Origin of the sequence: Paenibacillus sp. FSL H8-0548 (assembly GCF_038630985.1) — a bacterium.
In the GTDB taxonomy this organism is placed as follows: domain Bacteria; phylum Bacillota; class Bacilli; order Paenibacillales; family Paenibacillaceae; genus Pristimantibacillus.
Window position 1 is genome coordinate 4,583,465 of the sequence record NZ_CP152049.1, and the last position, 20,662, is coordinate 4,604,126.

Annotated in this window: 17 protein-coding genes; 4 read left to right on the top strand and 13 right to left on the bottom strand. The window is 47.4% G+C overall.

Annotated features, from left to right (window positions below; all coding sequences use genetic code 11):
- Window positions 1–26: 26 nt before the first annotated feature.
- The 11 genes from MHI37_RS20080 to MHI37_RS20130 form a co-directional block, all read right to left on the bottom strand.
- A complete protein-coding gene (locus MHI37_RS20080; protein ID WP_076337706.1) occupies window positions 27–752 on the bottom strand; it encodes an LUD domain-containing protein in 726 nt (241 codons plus the stop codon).
- On the bottom strand, window positions 745–2,274 hold the full coding sequence (locus MHI37_RS20085) for a LutB/LldF family L-lactate oxidation iron-sulfur protein (protein WP_076337707.1): 1,530 nt from the start codon (window positions 2,272–2,274) through the stop codon (window positions 745–747). Before MHI37_RS20085 ends, MHI37_RS20080 begins: the two co-directional genes overlap by 8 nt.
- Window positions 2,275–2,276: 2 nt before the next feature.
- Window positions 2,277–2,999: a (Fe-S)-binding protein gene (locus MHI37_RS20090; RefSeq protein WP_076337708.1), complete on the bottom strand. Its 723-nt coding sequence runs from the start codon at window positions 2,997–2,999 to the stop codon at window positions 2,277–2,279.
- A 184-nt stretch (window positions 3,000–3,183) separates the two neighbouring features.
- Window positions 3,184–3,942: a DeoR/GlpR family DNA-binding transcription regulator gene (locus MHI37_RS20095; RefSeq protein WP_076337709.1), complete on the bottom strand. Its 759-nt coding sequence runs from the start codon at window positions 3,940–3,942 to the stop codon at window positions 3,184–3,186.
- 37 nt (window positions 3,943–3,979) lie between these two features.
- Window positions 3,980–5,449, bottom strand: a complete 1,470-nt coding sequence (locus tag MHI37_RS20100) for a rhamnulokinase family protein (RefSeq protein ID WP_076337710.1) — start codon at window positions 5,447–5,449, stop codon at window positions 3,980–3,982.
- The gene (rhaI, locus tag MHI37_RS20105; RefSeq protein WP_076337711.1) at window positions 5,446–6,666 is read right to left on the bottom strand and encodes an L-rhamnose isomerase; all 1,221 of its coding nucleotides are present in this window, start codon (window positions 6,664–6,666) and stop codon (window positions 5,446–5,448) included. Before rhaI ends, MHI37_RS20100 begins: the two co-directional genes overlap by 4 nt.
- A gap of 28 nt (window positions 6,667–6,694) precedes the next feature.
- Window positions 6,695–7,066, bottom strand: a complete 372-nt coding sequence (locus MHI37_RS20110) for a sensory rhodopsin transducer (protein WP_076337712.1) — start codon at window positions 7,064–7,066, stop codon at window positions 6,695–6,697.
- A gap of 14 nt (window positions 7,067–7,080) precedes the next feature.
- On the bottom strand, window positions 7,081–9,150 hold the full coding sequence (locus tag MHI37_RS20115; protein ID WP_076337713.1) for a bifunctional aldolase/short-chain dehydrogenase: 2,070 nt from the start codon (window positions 9,148–9,150) through the stop codon (window positions 7,081–7,083).
- Window positions 9,151–9,785: 635 nt separating this feature from the next.
- Window positions 9,786–10,838 (bottom strand): NAD(P)/FAD-dependent oxidoreductase, encoded by a 1,053-nt coding sequence (locus tag MHI37_RS20120; RefSeq protein WP_076337714.1) that lies wholly within the window; start codon window positions 10,836–10,838, stop codon window positions 9,786–9,788.
- 9 nt (window positions 10,839–10,847) lie between these two features.
- Complete coding sequence (locus MHI37_RS20125; RefSeq protein ID WP_076337715.1) at window positions 10,848–12,845, bottom strand: AraC family transcriptional regulator; 1,998 nt, start codon at window positions 12,843–12,845, stop codon at window positions 10,848–10,850.
- Between the two features lie 595 nt (window positions 12,846–13,440).
- Window positions 13,441–14,346, bottom strand: coding sequence for an ArsR family transcriptional regulator (locus MHI37_RS20130; RefSeq protein WP_076337716.1), 906 nt, complete (start codon window positions 14,344–14,346; stop codon window positions 13,441–13,443).
- 187 nt (window positions 14,347–14,533) lie between these two features.
- On the opposite strand from MHI37_RS20130, the gene MHI37_RS20135 reads away from it, so the two are divergent.
- Window positions 14,534–15,700 carry an iron-containing alcohol dehydrogenase gene (locus MHI37_RS20135; protein ID WP_076337717.1) on the top strand — a complete coding sequence of 389 codons (1,167 nt, stop codon included), beginning with the start codon at window positions 14,534–14,536 and terminating at the stop codon, window positions 15,698–15,700.
- Between the two features lie 17 nt (window positions 15,701–15,717).
- Entirely contained in the window at window positions 15,718–16,545 is an 828-nt protein-coding gene (locus tag MHI37_RS20140; RefSeq protein WP_076337718.1) for an aldo/keto reductase, read from the top strand.
- 72 nt (window positions 16,546–16,617) lie between these two features.
- Here the strand turns inward: MHI37_RS20140 and MHI37_RS20145 are convergent, their stop codons facing one another.
- Window positions 16,618–17,670 (bottom strand): Gfo/Idh/MocA family oxidoreductase, encoded by a 1,053-nt coding sequence (locus MHI37_RS20145; RefSeq protein ID WP_076337719.1) that lies wholly within the window; start codon window positions 17,668–17,670, stop codon window positions 16,618–16,620.
- A 32-nt stretch (window positions 17,671–17,702) separates the two neighbouring features.
- Window positions 17,703–18,590 carry a sugar phosphate isomerase/epimerase gene (locus tag MHI37_RS20150; protein WP_076337720.1) on the bottom strand — a complete coding sequence of 296 codons (888 nt, stop codon included), beginning with the start codon at window positions 18,588–18,590 and terminating at the stop codon, window positions 17,703–17,705.
- Between the two features lie 125 nt (window positions 18,591–18,715).
- Here MHI37_RS20150 and MHI37_RS20155 point away from each other — a divergent pair, with 125 nt between their 5' ends.
- Both MHI37_RS20155 and MHI37_RS20160 read left to right on the top strand, forming a co-directional pair.
- On the top strand, window positions 18,716–19,603 hold the full coding sequence (locus tag MHI37_RS20155) for an AraC family transcriptional regulator (protein WP_076337721.1): 888 nt from the start codon (window positions 18,716–18,718) through the stop codon (window positions 19,601–19,603).
- An 83-nt stretch (window positions 19,604–19,686) separates the two neighbouring features.
- The gene (locus MHI37_RS20160) at window positions 19,687–20,586 is read left to right on the top strand and encodes a DUF4358 domain-containing protein (RefSeq protein ID WP_256710579.1); all 900 of its coding nucleotides are present in this window, start codon (window positions 19,687–19,689) and stop codon (window positions 20,584–20,586) included.
- Window positions 20,587–20,662: the final 76 nt, after the last annotated feature.

Genomic DNA, 20,662 nt, shown 5'->3' on the forward strand with positions numbered 1-20,662 from the left:
TTATACGTCCATGTTTGGAATGTATTTTAACCTACCAGCAAAGCATACACAATACCAGGTCCATGAACTCCTATGGTTAGGTCGTTTTCAATATCGGACGAGCGGCTTGGGCCAGAAATAAAATGAATTCCCGCCGGCAGCTGCTCGCGGCCTGCCTCGTCAAACTTCACTAGCACCTCACCGAGTCTTGTTTTCAAGCGTTCAATCGGGATAATAATAATAAGCACCGTAGGCAGCAAGCTGACCGAGCGGCCTTTACTCGGAGCTGACAATACGGTAACCGAGCCCGTATAGGCAACTGCATGATCTGCCATCACGATGCCAAAATCGGCCTCAGCCGCTCGGGCGCGCCAATACTGCTCCTCATCCGTATTCCATACCGACACCTGAGAGTCTGAAAGGGAGCCCTCAAGATCAAGCGCATCCAGCTCCGGCTCATTTTGACGGATGACGTATTTCGCGCTCATTTCCTCCGCCTTCTGCACAATAAAGGATTTCGCTTCCTCCATCGTCTGAAGACGGGCGACATGTCCTCCTACCGATAGGAAGTTGTCGGTAAAGCCTTTAATCCGCTCTTCCTCCGTCCATTCAAAAGCGTTCCAAAAATCAGGAGCGCCTCGGAACGGATGCTGCGGCTTCTCATACATTCTTGGATGTCTTAGCTTAGCTGAAATATCATTCATAAAGAGCTCCTGCTTCGCCCTTGACTCTGCTTCCAGCTTATCCAGCCACTGCTTATGCGTATCAGCCATGTCCGTGGCCCCCTTTGCCCTGCTTCTCTTCCAGCTCGCGCTTGCGCACTATTTCCTCCATCCGATTTTCCATCGATGGCTCCATCTGTTTAAGACCCTGCTTTAATTCCTGATCAAGCGTATCCCAGCGATCACGGAACGATTCCTTCGGCAAGCTAGGCGTAACACGGTACGTGTTCCAGCCTTTGAGCGGCCCAAGCTTAGTTTTAATGACACCGCTGCGAACGACCAGCTTTTGACCAAGCTTCCCTAAGCGCAGCATACCGCCAAGGCGGGAGGAATTGCCCATGACTGTAGCAAAGCCTTGCATGCCTATCGATTCGATTTTGCTGCCATTGCCGCTCTCCACCTTGCGTCTTCGCAAATAAACGAGCATATCATGGAGCGGTATTTTGACCGGACAAGCCTCATAACATGCCCCGCATAAGCTTGAAGCGTTCGCGACATCATCCCACTCCGCAATATTTTTGTTCAAGGATGGCGTTAGCACTGCGCCAATCGGACCGCTGTAGGTGCTTCCGTATGCGTGACCGCCAATGTGGCGATAAACAGGACATGCATTTAAGCAAGCGCCGCAGCGAATACAGTTGAGCAGCTCTTGAAATTCCGGATCACCGAGCTGCAGCGAGCGCCCATTGTCGATGATGATAATATGCATTTCGTCAGGACCGTCCGCATCGTCGGAGCGGCGCGGTCCGGTAATTCCGGACATATACATCGTCAGCTTCTGGCCTGTTGCCGAACGCGGCAGCAGCGTCGCCATCACCTCGAGGTCAGACCATGAGGGAATGATGCGCTCCATGCCCATAAGCGTAATTTGAGTTTTGGGGACGGTAGTAACCATACGAGCATTGCCTTCATTTTCGAAAAGCACCATCGATCCCGTCTCTGCTATCGCAAAGTTGCAGCCGGTCATGCCAACCTCTGCATCTAGAAACTTCTCGCGAAGCTTCTTGCGAACAAAGCCTGCAAGCGCAGTCGTATCCGGCGGCAAGGTGTAGCCTGCTTCCTTCGAGAGAAGCTCGGCAATTTGATAGCGATTTTTGTGAATTGCTGGAATTACAATATGGGAGGGCATCTCGCCTGCAAGCTGAATAATGTATTCACCGAGATCCGTTTCAACCGCTTCTACACCGATCGATTCAAGCGCATGATTGAGATGAAGCTCCTCCGATACCATCGATTTTGATTTTACAACGGACTTGGCATTCGCATGCTCGGCGATGTCGAGCGTAAGCTTGACAGCCTCCTCAGCCGTACTCGCAAAATGAATATGAACACCGTTGGCACGGGCATTGTTTACGAATAAGTCCAAATAATAATCCAGATGTGCGATCGTATGAAGACGAATTTGCTTGCCGCGCTCCCGCCATTCCTCCCAGTTGCCATGCTCATCTGTCGCTTTTTTCTTGCCGTTGCGCAGTCGCTCCGTTGTAAATCTAACCGCTTTGCGCAGAAATTCGTCATTAAGGGCGAGTTCCGCTCTTGCTTTTACAGTAGCATCCGATTTTACTGCAGCCATCCTTATTTCACCCCTTCATATAGAAGCTCAGCCAAATGCATGACGCGAACCGGCTCGTTGCGATAGCGAAGATTTCCAGCGATATTAAGCAAACATGCCATGTCGAGACCGACCAGTACCTCTGCTTCCGTCTCCAATACATGATCGGCCTTCTCTGTTACCATCGCGCCGGAAATATCAGCCATTTTGATCGCAAACGTTCCACCAAAACCGCAGCAATCCTCCGCGAATGGCAGCGGTATAAGCTCAAGTCCCTTCACGTTTTGCATGAGCGCCATCGGTTCTGCCTTAACGCCAAGAATTCGACTGCCGTGGCACGATGGATGGTAAGTTACCTTATGTGGAAATGAAGCGCCAACATCCGTAACGCCCAGCACCTGCACCAAAAATTGAGTAAACTCAAACGATTTGCTTTGCAGCTTATTAGCACGACTGAGCATAACCGGATCATCTTCAAATAGCTTCGGATAATGATGGATCATGCCTGTGCACGAGCCTGACGGTGAAATAACGAAATCACTGTCCTCAAAAGCATCCAAAATCGTTTTTGCCGAATCCCTTGCTTCCTTCCAATAGCCGCTGTTAAAAGCAGGCTGTCCGCAGCAGGTTTGTACCGTCGGAAATTCCAATGAAACACCATACTTCGCCAGCAAGCGTACCATCGCTTCTCCTACCCTTGGATATAGCGCATCGCTTAAGCAAGTAATAAATAATGATACCTTCATACCCGCACCCCTTTCGTTGCTTATCATTCTATTCTATCAGGTTGTCAGACAAGTTTGATTAAAAAGAAAAATTAAATAAAAATTTCAGCGAGTAATCTACTACGTTCTAGCTCAATAAGCACCCAGCCCACATAGATCAATGAAGAACGGCGCTGCGCTTCAACTGAAGCCAGCGCCGAACCGCTTAAACCGTTGTAACCGAAATTTGCCGTTCCTTGAGCTGCACACGCAGCTCAGGAGACAATTGTCCATCGGTAATAATAATATCAACCCCGCTCAAATCAGCGACATGCGTGAACGCTTGAACGCCGAATTTACTGGAATCGGCAAGCAGGATAACCTGATCGGCCATACCTACCATTTTATGCTTGATGCGTGCTTGCAGCTCATTCGACTCGCTTATGCCGCGTTCCAAATGAACGCCCTTGCACGAGAAAAATGCTTTATCCACATGATACGCATCGAGGGAACGCTCTGCTAGCGGACCGACATAGGACAAGGAACGTGAAGCTAGAATACCGCCCGTTGAGATGACCTCGATCTTCTCCTTGCTGCTCAGCTCCATCGCAACCTTAATGGAGTTCGTTAGCACCGTCAGCGGAATATCCGGCATGCTAGCCGCCATATACCAAGCCGTCGAGCTCGCATCAAGCAGAATACGATCCTTCGGTTGAATGAGCTTTATCGCTTCCTCAGCGATACGCCTCTTCTCCTCGGCATGCGTAATCTCCCGCTCAAAATAGGGGATTTCCGGCTGCTGATCCTTCACGCTAACCGCACCGCCATGGGAGCGGCGCAAACGTCCTGCTTGTTCCAAGCGGTCAAGGTCACGCCGAATCGTTTCCTCGGTCACCTGACAAAGCTCGCTCAGCTCCGTTACACGGATGCTGCCTCTCTCATTTACCAGCTGTACAATTTTGTCGTATCGTTCCTGGGCCAGCATAGCGTACCTCTTCCTTACTTATATTTGAATTCGTCTTTTAAACGATTCCCGTTTTTTGCTTAAATAGACTGTATGCGCTCTCCCACGCTTCCGGCTGCTCTGGCTCATATACATCAACAGGGAAGGAATCGCGAATGACTTTACGCGCCTCCCAAATGTCCGCAAGCGCTCCGCTTGCAATCCACTGAACGATCATATTGCCAATCGCGCTGCCCTCTACGGGTCCTGCCCATACCGGTTTACCGATCGCATTGGCCGTCCACTGACACAACAGTGTATTTTGAATGCCGCCGCCAACCATATGCAAGCCGCCAAACGCTTGACCCGACAATTGCTCGGTAAGCTCCAGTACGTAACGATATTTCAATGCTAAGCTCTCTAAAATACAGCGAACGATCGCACCGGCTTCCGCAGGGGCCTCTTGACCCGTACGCAAACAATATTCGGTTATACGAGCAGGCATATCGCCCGGATGGAGAAATAATGGATCATCAGGATCGATGAACGAAACGAACGGCTTCGCTTCACCTGCCAGCTTAACTAATTCTGGGAAGGTGTACGAAATTCCTGCACGCTCCCATGAACGTCTGCATTCCTGCAAAATCCATAGGCCCATAATGTTCTTCAGCAAGCGATAAGTGCCGTAAGCACCGCCTTCATTCGTGAAGTTCAACTGCTCCGCCAGCTCATTAATTACTGGGGAATCAACCTCTGTCCCCATCAGTGACCAGGTTCCGCAGCTTAAGTAGGCAAATGATCGGTCAAGCGCAGGTACGGCTGCAACTGCTGATCCTGTATCATGCTCCGCTGCTGCAATGACTGGAACGGAATCAACGCTAAGCTCCTCACACAACGATTGCCTCAAGCTGCCAACCTTCGCTCCTGGCTGGACGACCGTACCAAACAGCTCCGGCGAAATGCCGATTGCGCGGATTAGCTCTTCATCCCAGCTTTCCGTTACCGGATTATACAGCTGAGTTGTCGTAGCGTTGGAGAATTCATTGAACATTTCTCCGGTCAAGAAATAACGCAGCAAATCCGGAATCATCAGAAAATGCTTTGCATCGCGAAGAAGTGGAGAATCTGCCTTCTTCAAAGCGGCGAGCTGATAAATCGTATTAAACGGCAAAAACTGAATACCCGTTTTCTCGAAAATACCCGATTTGGTAAGCTCTTCTACAACCTCTTCCATTACGCCATCCGTATGATGATCGCGATAATGATAAGGGTTTCCGAGAAGCTCTCCATTGCTGCCGATCAAGCCAAAATCGACCGCCCATGAATCTATCGCGATGCTGTCCAGCTTAATATCACGATGCTTAACCTTCAAAAGTGCTTGCTTAAGCTCATGCAGCAATCGTAAAACATCCCACTGCAGCCGATCGCCGACCTGCACCGGATCATTCGAGAACCGGTGCAGCTCCTCAACCTCGATCTTGCCGTTATTCAGTCGGCCAAGCAGCGCTCTGCCGCTGCTCGCCCCGAGATCATAAGCGAGAATGGTCACCAGCTGGCACCACCCTTGCCTCTCACCAAAATATCATTGCCATAGCTGCTGCTAAGGTATGCTTTCATCGGATCATGCGGCAAGCCTTGCTCTTCGCGAATCGCGTGCAATAACGGAGTTACGTCAAATTCGAATGCACGGCGAACTGCATCCTCAGCACCTAGAACATCATGGCGCTCTGCAGCTTCGTTCACTTCGTCGTGGTTGATAAGCAATGCTTTTGCAAGCTGAGTTTGTACATTTAGTACGGAACGAAGCATTGCTGGAATTTTTTGTTCAATATTATGTGATTGGTCGATCATATAAGTGATATTTTCAGCATTTTGGCGAACAGCCGCATCAGCATCTCCAGCAGCGCTTAGAATTTGATAGAAAATCAAGAACAGCTCATAAGGATTGACCGTGCCCACAATGAGATCATCATCGGCATATTTGCGGCTGTTGAAGTGGAAACCGCCAAGACGCTTCTCATCTAGCAGATAAGCAACGATATGCTCAATGTTGGCGCCCGGCAAATGGTGGCCTGTATCTACAAGCACTTCCGCCTGCGGTCCAAGCTTTTGCGCTAGGTTGTAAGCCATACCCCAATCGGCAATATCTGTATGGTAGAACGCAGGCTCAAAGCATTTGTATTCAATAAGCATACGCATTTCAGGCGTCATCGCACTATACATTTCAGCTAATGCTTCCTGCATCCACGCTTTACGCTTGCGGATATGGCCTTGACCTGGATAGTTGGTGCCGTCAGCAAACCACAAGCTGAATTCATTTGATCCTGTTTCCTTCGCAATGTCTACGCATTCCAGCAAGTGAGCTATCGCTTTCCGGCGAATAGCGCTGTCTGAATTCGTTACACTACCTAGCATATAATCTTCATCCTGGAACAAATTCGGATTAATTGCTCCAATCGATAGTCCTAGATTTTCAGCATGGCTCTTAAGTTTGCTGTAATCCTCCACCTTGTCCCAAGGAATATGAATCGCTACTGAAGGAGCAATGCCTGTTAGCTTATGAACCTGCGCTGCATCATCAAATTTCTCAAATGGATTGCGAGGAACGCCTTCCTTTTGGAACACCTTGAAACGAGTACCAGAATCTCCGTAGCCCCATGATGGAGTTTCGATTTTGAGCGCTTTCAATCTTGCTTTCACTTCATCTATATTAATTCCTCTTGCTTTCTGCTGCTCCTCAAAAAACGCGTATGCGCGATCGGACATATCGAACACCCTTTCAAATGTGTAGTTATTATTTTATTGGAAAAGCCATCGTAGACATCAGCGTGTTCTCTGCTTGTGTGGAATCTAGTCGACTATATTGTACAATAATGCGAATATCGCTCTGCACCTCGATGGCATAAGGAACGCCGATAGGTATCGACGCTCCTTCCTTCATCAATGAGCTAGTGCGAATATGCTTCGTGCGTCTGCCCTGTACGACAACCAATATATTTTCCAATGGCTCGCGATCCTCGAAATAAATCGTAATATTAATAAGTGCTTCTTCTGAGGAACAGTTTAGTACGCATATCGATTCATGGCTGGTGAGAGCTCCTGTGCTATCCGGCGGAATATAACCATCCGGAATAAACCAATGCTTTTCTCCACGCGCTTGAAACATATCGCAGCCGCCTCCTAGCGTGTGAAAGCAGCAGGAACGCCGCCATCAATAGTCAGCATACAGCCAGTCGTTTTGTCCGATTTGGAGGATGCGAAGAATGCGATTCCTTCAGCAATGTCACGCGGATAAATGTTAACGAGCAGCGTCGTACGTTTGCGGTAATGCTCTTCGAGCTGATCCGGCTCAATACCGTAAGCTGCTGCACGCTCATTGCGCCAGCTGCCGTTCCAAATTGCCGATCCCTGCAAAATCGCATCCGGCAAAATCGTGTTTACACGAATACCGAATTCGCCGCCTTCACTTGCGATACAGCGAGCTAGATGTGCTTCAAGCGCTTTTACCGAGCTGTATGCAGAAGCATTTTTACCTGCATAAATCGAGTTTTTCGAGCCGATAAATACCATATTGCCGCCGATGCTTTGTTGCTTCATCAATTTGAACGCTTCGCGTGCTACCAAGAAATAGCCCGTACCCAGCACGTTCATATTCAGGTTCCACTCTTTAAGCGACGTTTCATCGAACGGGCTTGAAGTCGCAAGACCTGCATTGTTGATGATAATATCTACACCACCGTAGGCAAGTGCCGTAGCCGCATAAGCAGCAACCACCTGCTCCTCGCTCGTTACGTCCATTTTCACAGCTGTTGCACGGTTATCGCCGTATTGCTCATTAATTTCTGCAGCAACCTTCTGTGCGCCTTCAAGATTAAGGTCAGCAAGCACAACATGTGCGCCTTCAGATACTAAACGGCGTGCTGTTTCGCTTCCGATACCGCCAGCGCCGCCAGTAATGAAGGCAACCTTGCGTGAGAACTCAGTTTCAGCTGGAGCAAGTGACAATTTGTAAAGCTCAAGCGGCCAATATTCCACGTTGTATGACTCATTCTCGCTAAGCGATACGAAATCGCCAAGTGCTGTTGCACCGCGCATAACCGCGATTGCACGGTGATAAAGCGCGCCGCTTACCTGTGCCATAGCCCAGCTCTTGCCTGTATTAATCATGCCGATACCTGGAATTAGAATAACACGAGGCGCTGCTTCAAACATGATGTCACCTTCGTTTTTGTTGCGATCAAAATAGGCTTTATATTGCTCTTTATAAGCAGCGATACCTTCAGTTAGCTTCGCTTTCAAGCCATCGATATCCTCTGCATTAGGCGTCCAGTCAATAAATAATGGAACAACTTTCGTGTGTACCAAATGATCCGGGCAAGCTGCGCCAACCTGGGACAGCTGCGGGGAATCTTGTCCGCTGACGAATGCAAGCACATCCGCTTCATCATCAAAGGTCAAAATCATTTTTTTCGCATCGCTTACTGCGCCGCGAATCGTTGGCATTACTTGTGCAGCAACGCTTCTGCGAGCGTCAGCATCAAGCACTTCATATTTTACGCCGCCAAACAAAGACGCTTCGTCAAAACGGGATTCAATAAATGCTTCCGCTTCAGAAATGATTTTGATCGTTTGTGCGTAGCACTCTTCGCTTGTTTCACCCCAAGTAACAAGACCATGCTTCTCCATAAGCACGAGTTCTGCATTCGGATTAGCAAGAACGCCCTCTGCGATCATTTTGGATAGATTAAAACCAGGACGAACATAAGGAACCCATACGAAGCGGTCGCCGAAAATTTCCTTCGCAAGCGCTTTGCCGTTATCTGCACAGCAGAGGCTAATAATAGAATCCGGGTGTGTATGATCCACATGTTTAAATGGAAGGAAAGCATGCAGCAGCGTTTCAATAGACGCGCGCGGGTGCTTCGAATCGATCATACAGTTGACGAGGTAAGCAACCATTTCCTCATCAGGCATTTCAGAGCGTTCGAACAAAGGACGAATATCATCCATGCGAAGACCTGTGAAGTTGCCCGCCTTCATCGATGCAAGGTCCGAGCCGCTGCCCTTCACATACATCACTTCAACGTCACGGCCGCGAAAATCCTTAACGGTTGTTTTGCTCGATGTGTTGCCGCCGCCAAAATTACAAACCCGACGATCTGTACCAATAATGTTGGAGCGGTAGACAAGCTCTGCTAGTCCGCCTTCAAGCTGTGATGCTTTTTCGTTTTCCCATAAACTCTGTACCATGGATATACCTCCGAATGATGTTTTGTATTTGTTTGAATTGATCATATCATATTTGTTTATGTTTGAATATAAGAATTTCAAAGAAAAACGGAAATAAACAAAAAACAAACAATTCAAAATAAGAAAAATCCACAACCGGATACGATTGTGGATTTACATGGTGGAGTATAAATGTGAAACTTATATTTTCCTATATTTGAACAAATCCTCCTTACGGGTGATGGGAAATCGCAGACGAGTCAGCTCACACTTCTAACGGAAACCAGAGACGCTAAATCGCCTTTATTTTTCGTTTCAAGATTGTAACGGAAACACGCGCCTCTATTTGTATCCTACATGCCCGATTTCAGTTCATTTCTGCGTAATAGCGTCTCCCTGTTCCGTTAAAAGGTGACGCTATCCAAAAATGGAGCTTTAGCGTCTCTGGCTTCCGTTAGCTTTCGTTATCCGCTCTCCGGCTGCTCTCGCAGCATCGTTATCAACAGGTTCTGAGAATACATAGTCCCCTATATAATAAAAAGTCCACCAAAAGGTGGACTTTACTAAAGAAGAATGCAAAATCATAGATAAGAGTGGAGAGTCTATCAACCAATATATGACGGCGGTACTTCGAATTGCAGCGCATGAGGCTCCACTTATTTTGAATATAAATGCTTCAGTAGTTCCCTATTTTTCTGGGCAAATAAATCGTTGTGGGATGACACTGATCCCCATGCCCAGGCTTCAGGCGTAATATACTGCTTGGCCCGGTTTACCGCATTTGCGGCATCCTGGAAGGCACCGGCAATTAAGTGCAGCTTCCCTTCATGGTGCAAGATATCCCCGGTAGCATATAAACCTTCTACAGATGTTTCGCTCATTGGAGTTCCCTTGACTCCCCCATCATCAGTCATCTCAATACGCATCGCGCTATTATCCAGCAAATCCCGATCCCGATCGTAACCGTGGCTGATAATAACTTCATCAACTTCCAATTCAGTCTCGGCATCAGTATCTTGTCGATGCAGCACAACTGTAGAAATATGCTCATGATCTTCGGAAGCAACCAATCGCTGAATCGTCACGTTGAACAAGCATTCAATCGAGCTTTCACGCAGTAACGTCACCTGAGCCTCATGTCCGTTCAACATATCTTTCCTGTACGTCAGATACACTTTTTTCGCTATTGATTCCAACTCAATCGCCCAATCGATGGCCGAGTTGCCTCCGCCCGAGATGAGAACAACTTTGTCTTTAAAACGGGCCAGCGATTTTACCGTATAATGCAAGTTCGAAACTTCGAATCGCTCTGCCCCGTCAATTTGCAGCTTTGTCGGTTGAAAAATGCCGTAGCCGACGGCTAGAATAACGGTTTTCGAGTAATGATTCTGACCTGACGAAGTGTGCAGCACAAATTGTCCGTCTTCTTTTTTAGATATCGATGTCACCTTCTCGCCTAGTACAACTTCAGGCTCGAATGTTAATGCTTGCTCCGTCATCTGCTCAATGAGCTGCTCACCAGAGACCGGACGCATGCCGCCTACATCCCAGATCATCTTTTCCGGATACAGATGTACTTTACCGCCGAGAAAAGGCTGAAATTCAATCAACTTCGTTTTCATCTCGCGCAAGCCGCTATAGAATGCAGCATACAATCCTGCGGGGCCACCACCAACTATCGTTACATCATATAATTGATCTTCAATCATGATCTCCCTCTACTTTCTGGCGGCTTCAATAATCCAATCAGCCAAGCTGTTTATTTGTTCTTCAACGGCAATCGGGTCGCGAAACCATGACTGATTTTCATTCCATAGGTACGCTTTTCCATTCTGAATCGCCGGCAGCTTGCCCCAAATCGGATCGGCCTGCAACTGCTCCAATGACGATTCCGTCGTCAGAATCAAGTAATCCCCAGTATATTTAGGCAGCAACTCCAGCGAAAGTTCATAATATGATTCAGTCAGCATATAATCAGGAACTGCCGAGGGCGGCTTCGTGCCCAGCATTTCATACATAATTCGACCGCCGCGTCCGGACTTCGGCCCGAATATAAATGCCAGGCCATCATACTCTTGCATGACGGACACGGTCTCGCCCTTACCGAGTGCGGACTGTACCTTTTCGTGCAAATTGCCTATCTTGCTTTCAAAATCAGCAACCCACTGTTCAGCAACATCTTTTTTGTCCAGCACATCTCCAAAATAACGCATTTCCTCCTGAATGGACGTAAAGCTGTTGTAAGGCATAGCCACCGTCGGTGCAATCAGCGAATACTTGTCCACTTTTTCTATTTCGTTAATTTGCGTAATGATTAAATCCGGTTCCATTTCAAGCAGTGCTTCCAGCGAATCGCCCACATCAGTCACACCGTCAAGCTTCCCTTTCACATAGGGACTATTCATCAAAAAAGTTTCAGCTGCAACAGGCTGGACGCCAAGCGCCAACACGGTTCCCAAATATGCCTGTGCCGCAACACGCTGCGGGTGCACAGGCACTTCCACATCGCCAACCGATGTCGTAATTGTTCGCTTTTCAACGTTGGCAGGAGCCTCCGCCTCTGATTGGTTCGAATTCGATGCGCTATTTGCTGTACGATTCTCTGTTTTACTGGTTGCTCCGCTATTTCCTCCTGCGCCTTCCGATGCTGTCCCGCACCCCGTCGCCGCCATAGTCAGACATAACAGCGCCGTCGCCAATAGATTTCTTTTCCTGCTTGCCATACCATTTCCCCCATCCATTTCTAATAGATAATGATTATCATTACTAATTACATCATACATTGCTGGATGAGCTGCAACATCAGATAAATCTGACCAATTCGTTGTATCTTTCGAAACTGCATTACGATATTTTTTGCGGTATTGACCTGGCGTTATGCCTGTTTGTTTCTTAAACATACGGTTAAAATATATGTTGTCCTGATAACCAACATAAGCAGCTACTTCCTGCAGCGTCGCTGCGGTATCACGCAGCATTTTTCGCGCCAAGTCCATGCGCAGCCGGATCACATAATCTAGCGGACTACATCCCATCTGCTCTTTGAATTTCCTCGAAACATACTGCGGGGTATAATTCATTTGCTGAGCCAACCGTTCCACGGAAATCAATCCACGATAATTCCTTGCCATATAACGAATAGCCTGCTCTGCCAACGAAGGCATGCCCGCATGCTCCGTCCGCTCCCGCAACGCCGCATGCGCGAAATGGATGAAATCCCCTTTGGCCTTCAACCGCCTCAATCCGTCTACCTTCCCAATGTTTATCTTTGTGTCGAGCTGCCCGTTGATCCCATCATCCGCTTTTTGCCAGCCGTCAAGCATGGTTTCGAGCATCTCCAGCAAAACGAGCGGTTCTGACGGCGACAACCCCCAACTTTCCATAAATGGATTGTCAGTTTGCATCATCATATGAAACTCCCGCAACGCTGAAGCTGGCAACGAGGCATTGTATGAAACCATATAGACGTCAAGCGAGCCGACTGCTCGAACATTTACCCGTTTTCCCTTTCCGATATGAAGCAAATGAAACCGCTCGGACAACCACACATCGCCGTCCGCCCACAGTTCAGCATATCCATTAGCCGCAAATATAAATGTACTTGCCGGAGTTATATAGTCACGAATTTCGTCGCCGCGTCCAATTCCTATCACCCGAACATCCAGCACCCTAACGATAACTTGATTCCACAGTAGAATTTGCTCGCTTATGTTCATAATAATGCCACGTAACGGACGTTATCCTTCCTGTCCATCAGATCGCTCCTCCGAAATAAGTATTTCAAAATTAATATTCATGTAATGATTATGATTTTCATTATCATTAAGACTTCAACAATAACGAATACTAACAGATGATGTCAAGCTGGAGAGGAATGAACTTCGTATGCGCGTGAGAGACTGAGCAGCGGGCAAATCTAGAGACACTTTCGTGCTGAGAGCGATGTACTAGCGAGGCTACACTGCACTTTTTACAACGAAATGGGCGATAACTCGACTTAAACTTACCGTACACTGTACTTTTTACAACGGATTAGCTGTTTTAATCGTAAAGTCGTTCGTTTAACCACTATCCTATTGCATTATTGCATTGTAGAGATGCCAATCTGCTTTCATGTGAGGTTTCTGTTGCAAAAAGTACACTGTAGGCGGGGCGGGGCGAGGCGGAGGTAGCATCGTTTTAGGCTGAAAATGTAGTTGGTAGCATCGTCTTGGATGGGAAAGCAGCAACGTTCTACGCCATAGGTGATGAATACACGAAGAAGGGACTTTGCAAGCCCCCTTTCATCGCTTTAGCCCACCCTCTCCCCAATTACAAACAGCGAAGCGTGACTTCTATATCTTGATTGTGATTACCGAAGCCTTTGCCGAAGAGGGTCACGCCACCGCAGTTTTTCGCTGTCGCGCTGCATGAAATTCGGAATAATATTTCTTTATCATAGGCAAGCATGAGCTGCTCTATCGTCACATCCGACACTTGAACTCCATCTATAAAAGAGCCCTGCTTATTAATTCGAAGTGTTTTCATTAACCCGTGCTGAATATTTTTATACCACCATTCAGGGGTATGCGTGCCTCGCGTGTTGCCAAAATCGCCTGGATAGGTCCAGATGCCAATACCCACACCATTTATGGAAAAAGCGATATCGGAAGGCAGATGATTAACCGCACAAGGAGTTTCCGAGCATATCTCCATTGAAATCTCCAATGAGTCCGGCGTTTCATTGTTCACCATATAATTAGGTATGCGATATTCAACAAAACCAGAGCCAAACCATATGACTCTCGCATGGACATGCTCCGGATCGGCGAAATAACGCGGGTCATCGCACATGCCAATCATTTTTGAATCCGAGGCAAGACCGCATGTCGGCTTAATCTGATATGCAGAATAATGGCCGACGGGAACGGACACCGCGTAGCGCTTCGTCTCAGCCTTTTCCGGTATGCTTTTGAATAGAAGCATCGCCTGAGTTAGCTGCAAATGACAAATCTTTTGCATGCCTCGTTTGCCTGGCACATTCTCACAGCGGATGATGCCCGCTTCCTCTAACATATGAATATGTCTCGTTACAATAGGAGACTTTATATCAAGCGCCTCAGATAAGCTCTTTATATTCAACGGTTGAACACCGAGCAATTCAATCATTTTAACTCTCGTTTGCGATGAGAAGCATTCAAAAAACTTCATATTTTTGCTGTTTACTTCTACTTCCATAGCTGCTGCCCCCTTGCTACTAGCTCATTGCCACTCATTATATAACTAATAGGTTATCCTTTCAATCTTATTTTTCGATTTCCTTGACTTTTCACACTCTTTTCACTAAAATAAACGGCACATACATATCTAAACAACTCTTTTAGTTACTTAAAAGGTTATCCAATCAACCGTAGGAGGTTTAAGAATGAACTCTTTTCAATTTGTAAACCCAACTCATATTATCTTTGGTGAAGGTACGGTCAGCCAAGTAGGCGAATTATCCGCAAAGTATGGCAAAACCGTCCTACTCGTATACGGCTCTGGCAGTGTGAAAAAAACAGGCTTGTACGATAAAACGCTTAGCCAGCTACATGAAGCAGGTCTTACGGTGCATGAGCTTCCTAACATTGAACCCAACCCGCGCCTGACTACGGTAAACAAAGGCATTGACATTTGCCGCTCAGAAGGTGTTGATTTCATACTAGCTGTCGGGGGAGGCAGCGTTATTGATGCATCCAAAGCCATTGCAGCTGGCGTTCCCTATGAGGGCGACGTTTGGGATTTCTTTACTGGAAAAGCAGTCATCCAGCAGGCGCTTCCGCTCGGAACGATCCTTACGCTTGCAGCAACAGGATCAGAGATGAACGGATCTTCGGTTGTCACGAATTGGGAGGAAAACTTGAAGCGCGGCGCAGGCAGTGCACATATGTATCCTAAATTTTCGATTCTCGATCCTACGCTTACTTACACGGTGCCTCGCAATCATACCGTTAATGGTTCAGTCGACATCATGTCGCATGTATTCGAGCAATATTTCAGCTTAACGGAAAACACACCGCTGCAGGAAAGATTTTGTGAGTCAATTTTGCAAACGGTTATTGAAAATGTAGAAATCGCTTTGGAGAACCCTCAGGATGCTGCGGCTCGCGCCAATCTGATGTGGAGCGGCACGATCGCATTGAACGGCGGACTTATTAGCGTCGGGATGGCGAACGACTGGGCGTCTCATGGTATTGAGCATGAAGTGAGTGCCATTTACGACATTCCGCACGGTGCAGGCCTTGCTGTTATATTCCCGAACTGGATGAAATACGTCCACGAGGAGCGGATCGATCGTTTCGTGCAATATGCAACACGCGTATGGGGCGTAAATCCAGAGGGCAAATCAGATAAAGAAGTAGCGCTTGAAGGAATTCAAGCCACTCGTGACTTCTTCACACGAATCGGCGCCGAGTCGCGTCTGGCTGACTTCGAGATTGGCAGCGACAAGCTTGATCGGATGGCAGAGGAAGCTGTTCGCTATGGCGCGATTGGCTCTTTCAAACGTTTAGAGAAACAGGATGTTAAAGCGATTTTGGAATTATCACTTTAGTAGGAGGTTATTCACTAATGACTAACGCGCGAACAGAATCGACGATATTAAGCAATGGTGTTAAGATGCCTTGGCTCGGCCTTGGCGTATGGAAGGTAAAGGATGACGGTGAAGCAGAAAGAACAGTAACCTCTGCTATTGAGGCTGGCTATAGAAGCATTGATACAGCAGCAGCGTATAATAATGAAGAAGGCGTAGGCGCAGGCATTCGCAATAGCGGCATCACACGTGATGAAATTTTTGTAACGACAAAAATTTGGAATTCCGCACAAGGATATGAGTCCTCCCTAGCTGCCTTCGAGGAAAGCAGAAAAAAACTTGGCCTAGATGTGGTTGATTTGCTGCTCATCCACTGGCCTGTGAAAGAGAAGTACAAGGAGACTTGGCGCGCGCTTGAAAAGCTTTACCGCGACGGCTACGTCCGCGCTATTGGTGTCAGCAACTTTCAAATTCATCATTTGCGTGATGTTATCGCTTCCGGCGAGTTCGTTCCGATGGTCAATCAAGTGGAGTTTCATCCACTTCTTACCCAGACAGAGCTTCTCAGCTTCACGAAGAGCAACAAGATTCAGCTCGAAGCCTGGAGCCCGCTTATGCAGGGCAATCTTGACCACAGCATACTTGCAGAGATTGGTGCAAAATACGGCAAATCTCCTGCACAGGTTGTGCTTCGCTGGGATCTTCAAAACGGAGTCATTACGATTCCAAAATCAACTAACCCAGTACGTATCAAGGAAAACGCAGATATTTTCGACTTTTCACTGACAGCTGAGGAAATATCACAAATTAGTGCGCTTAACCGCGATCAACGATTTGGTTCAGACCCGGATAATTTTAATTTCTAAATAACAGCTTGAGAATAAAGAGCGGCTCCATTCCTTAAGTCAAGGGATGGAGCCGCTTCTATTATTTTCCTGTTATTTAACGGCAGCCGCACCTATAAAGTCGGCAATTTTCACCTTCTGGCCTTTTTCAGCGCTCTCTAGTGCTGCTAGAACCATTGCCATACTGTAGATGTTGTCGCTGCAATCCGTTTCCGGCTTGCGGCCCTCTTCAAGTGAGGCGAACATGTCATCTAGGCAGCCCTTATGGAACGTATTCGCCATTTCCGGAAGCTCTGTTTCTACGCGCTCGTAATCGCGAATAAACTTGCCTATCTGATCTCCAGCCGCCACAACTTCCGCATATGGATTTCCAATACCGTCCCAAATTGCCGTACCATGCTCACCGGTTACCCGCCATGACGCCTCCCATGAGGTTGTTGCACCTTCCGCGCACCAAGAGCCGCGATAATTGAAGACCGAGCCATCCGACATTTCATAAATACAAATCGCCATAGCATTTCCAGCATACCATGAGCCCGGCGGGTTATATTCATGACAATAGACAGATACTGGATTGGCACCGGAAATATATCTCGCTTGATCAAAGGTATGAATCGCCATATCAAGCAGCAGCGGACTTTCCATCGCATCACGGAAACCTCCAAAATGAGCTCCCAAAAAGAAATCCGCACCTATAAACCCTGGCTTGCCGATCGTTCCGTCCGCAATGAGCTGATGAAACGCGCGAATACGCGGGTCAAATCTACGATTTTGCATGACGGCATGCGTTTTGCCTGATTCCTGAGAAATACGTACAATTGCGCTGCAGTCTTCCATCGTTTCCGCTAACGGCTTTTCTCCAAACACATGACAGCCATGCTCCAATGCAGAGGTGCTAATCGTATAATGGCTCGCTGGAATCGTTACATCGAATACCATCGTCGCACCTGTCTCTGCGATTGCTTGTCTGATATCAGTGAAGACTGGACAGGCCAGTTCTTTACGCTCCGCCATCGCCTGCGCAAACTCCAACTTGATATCGACAAGCGCTACAATTTCCGTATCTGCTCTTTCCTTGGCATAATCCACCCATGTATTGGCCATACCGCCACAGCCAGCAACAACCACTCGATGCTTTATCGTCATCCTCTTCTCTCCTCGCCTTCTCTTTTTATTCGTTAGACTGGATTTGGAACAAAATCTCCACCGCGACAGCGCTTCAAGTAATTCAACCCATGTACTTGTCCTGTCATTTCCAGCTCATCCTTATAAACTGGGTCATGCCAGCCTTCTATATCAATCGTTCCTTTATAGCCATTCTGTCTCAGGATGGAGATAATATCCGTCCAGTTCGTGTCTCCGAAGCCCGGTGTCCGGTGCCATACGAATGGCTGCTTGCCGTGGACACCATGCTCCTTTACAATATCCCAAGCAATCGTCGCATCCTTCCCGTGTACATGAAACACCTTGTTCACCCATTTGCGAAGCTGTGGAATCGGATCAATCAAGCTGACCATCTGATGGCAGGGCTCCCACTCTAGTCCGATATTGTCCTCAGGCACCGCATCAAACATGAGCTCCCACGCTGTAGGGTTATGTGCGATATTCCAGTCTCCGGTAGCCCAAGTACCGCCCATATCACAGTTTTCAAAAGCGATTCGAACACCTTTTTCTGCTGCTCTGCGCGTAAGCTCACCGAACACCTCTTTAAATTTCGGAATCGACTCGTCGATCGATTGCCCTGTCAAACGTCCTGTAAAGCCGGATACAATATCCGCTCCAAACAAATGAGCATGATCGATAAGACGCTCCCAGCTCGCGAGCGTATCCGCGTTATTGCCTTCCCCAGTCAACGGATTTCCGAAAACGCTTACAGCTGGCACAACAAAATCATGCTCCTCCGCGAGCGCGCTTACCCGTTTCGCCATCTCCACAAGATCTGTACTGCCCGTCGTCTGCCAAAAGGTAAGATTAAACGATTCAAAGCCATGCTTTACAATTTGTGGAATAACATGATCCGCATTTCCTCCGCCTACAAGTGTTCCAATTCGCAATTTATTTTCCATCCTTGTATATCACTCCAATATTGGCTTATAGTGTTCTTAATAACTCCATTATAGCTAGCAGTTTTGCATATGACTCTATACAATCTTGCGTAATAATAGTCTAATCTTGTGGTGGTGAGCAGGGAATGACCTATCCAAGGGAACTTTGGGAAAATACCCGTCTAGAACATAAAACGTATCCGATTCAGCTTTTTCGAAATCGCTGTCATTCTGTCAAACCAAATGACTGCATTCTTTATTTGCATTGGCATGAGCATTTCGAAATCATCGTCATGAGAGAAGGCAGCGCGATGTTCCATATCGACAGCCGCCCTTATCTCTTGAATAGCGGCGATGTCATTATCATACCCGGCGGCGGACTTCATGTCGGTTACGCCCTTCGGTACGAAAATGTTCATTACGACTGCATCGTACTTAATTCGTCACTCTTCAATGATTGGGTTCATGATCCGGTGCACGCGCAGTTTGTCGCTCCATATCTTGAAGGAAGGCTTCACCTTCCGGTTAAGCCTTCTGATCAAGATGAAGCTTGTCTTAGCTACTACCCGATTCTTGACGAGGTCATTGCCGAGCTTGAGATGAAGCCTCCCGCCTATCAGCTTGTCGTAAAATCAAAGCTGTATGCTCTGTTTACACTGCTCTCGCGCACTTTTATAGAGCAGCAGCTTGCAAACAAACCTGCGGAGCCCTATTTCGTGAACCGCGACCGTTTCAAGCTGCTCATTCAACGCATCGAGTCTGATTTTGTCGAGAAAATATCAATTACACAAGCAGCCAAAGAGGTTAGCCTTAACCCTTACCATTTTTGCAAGCTGTTCAAGAAGCTGACCGGACGAACGTTCGTCGAATACGTCAACGTTAGTCGAATGAACGAGGCTGAAAGACTGCTTCGCCAGAGCAATGATACGATTACCGAAATTGCCGCCAAGGTCGGCTGCGAGAATCCGAACTATTTTACAAAGCTGTATAAGCAATATAAGGGAATGACACCTTCGCAGGCGCGAAAATTCTAACCTAAAATGATTGATACTGCAACTATTATCATTCCTTAGCGTCTAAACCTATAACAACAATAAAAGGGGAAATTAGGGTGTTTATGTCTAAAAACAACTATTTATGCGTTGCCTTGCTGGCAGCAGCAATAGTCATATTAGCTGTTGGCTGCAGCAATAATGAAAATTCAACAATAAATACCTCTAATATATCGGCTGAAACGATTACGACGGAGCAGCCGAGTGAGGCCCCTCCATCGGATGAGCCGGAAGTATCGGACGAGCCATCTGCCGCTATCGATCCAACTGCTGCGGCAGAGCCAACAGCTGTACCTGAAACAGAGAAACCGAAAGCGACTCAGGAGCCTGTAACCGGATCTGGTCATGAAGCAGCACCGACGGCAAAACCGACCAAAAAACCTACCCAGACGCTTAAGCCATCTGCGACAGTCAAGCCACCGGTTATTGTGCTGCCATCGTCAACACCAAAACCAACACCGACACCAAGCGCTAAGCCGACAGCAACACCGCAGCCATCTATGCTGCCGATTGCAACGACATCGCCTTCGCCGAAACCAACAGCCGAACTAGGTGACGAAGATTCTAGTTCAGAGGTTACCACAGCTTCTATTGCAGCGAAACTTGAAGCCGATTCTGGACTCGGTCCGCTCTTGGCGGTTGAAGGAGAACAGATTAAAGAAATCTTTGGGATTGACCCGGAAACACAGCTTATTGCTGGCAGCTTCTATCAGCCTAAAATGATGATACAAGCTGGAGAGTTTTCAGTCGTGCAGCTAAAATCGGATACTAGCTTTTCAGATATCGAAGCAGCCTTCAAGCAGCGTGCTGAAACGGTGCAAAAGGCTTATGAAGCGTATTTGCAGGATCAATATGAGCAAGCGACAAACTATCAAATTATCCGAAATGGAGACTTTGTACTGTTTTCCATTTCGCCCGATCAGAAAAAAACAGCCGATATATTCAATAGCTTCTTCGCTAAATAGAAATAATTTCAAAGAAAAATTTGCTCTTAGCACAGCCTCTCTCCAGCAGATGGTTTATAATGAAAAGAAATTCACC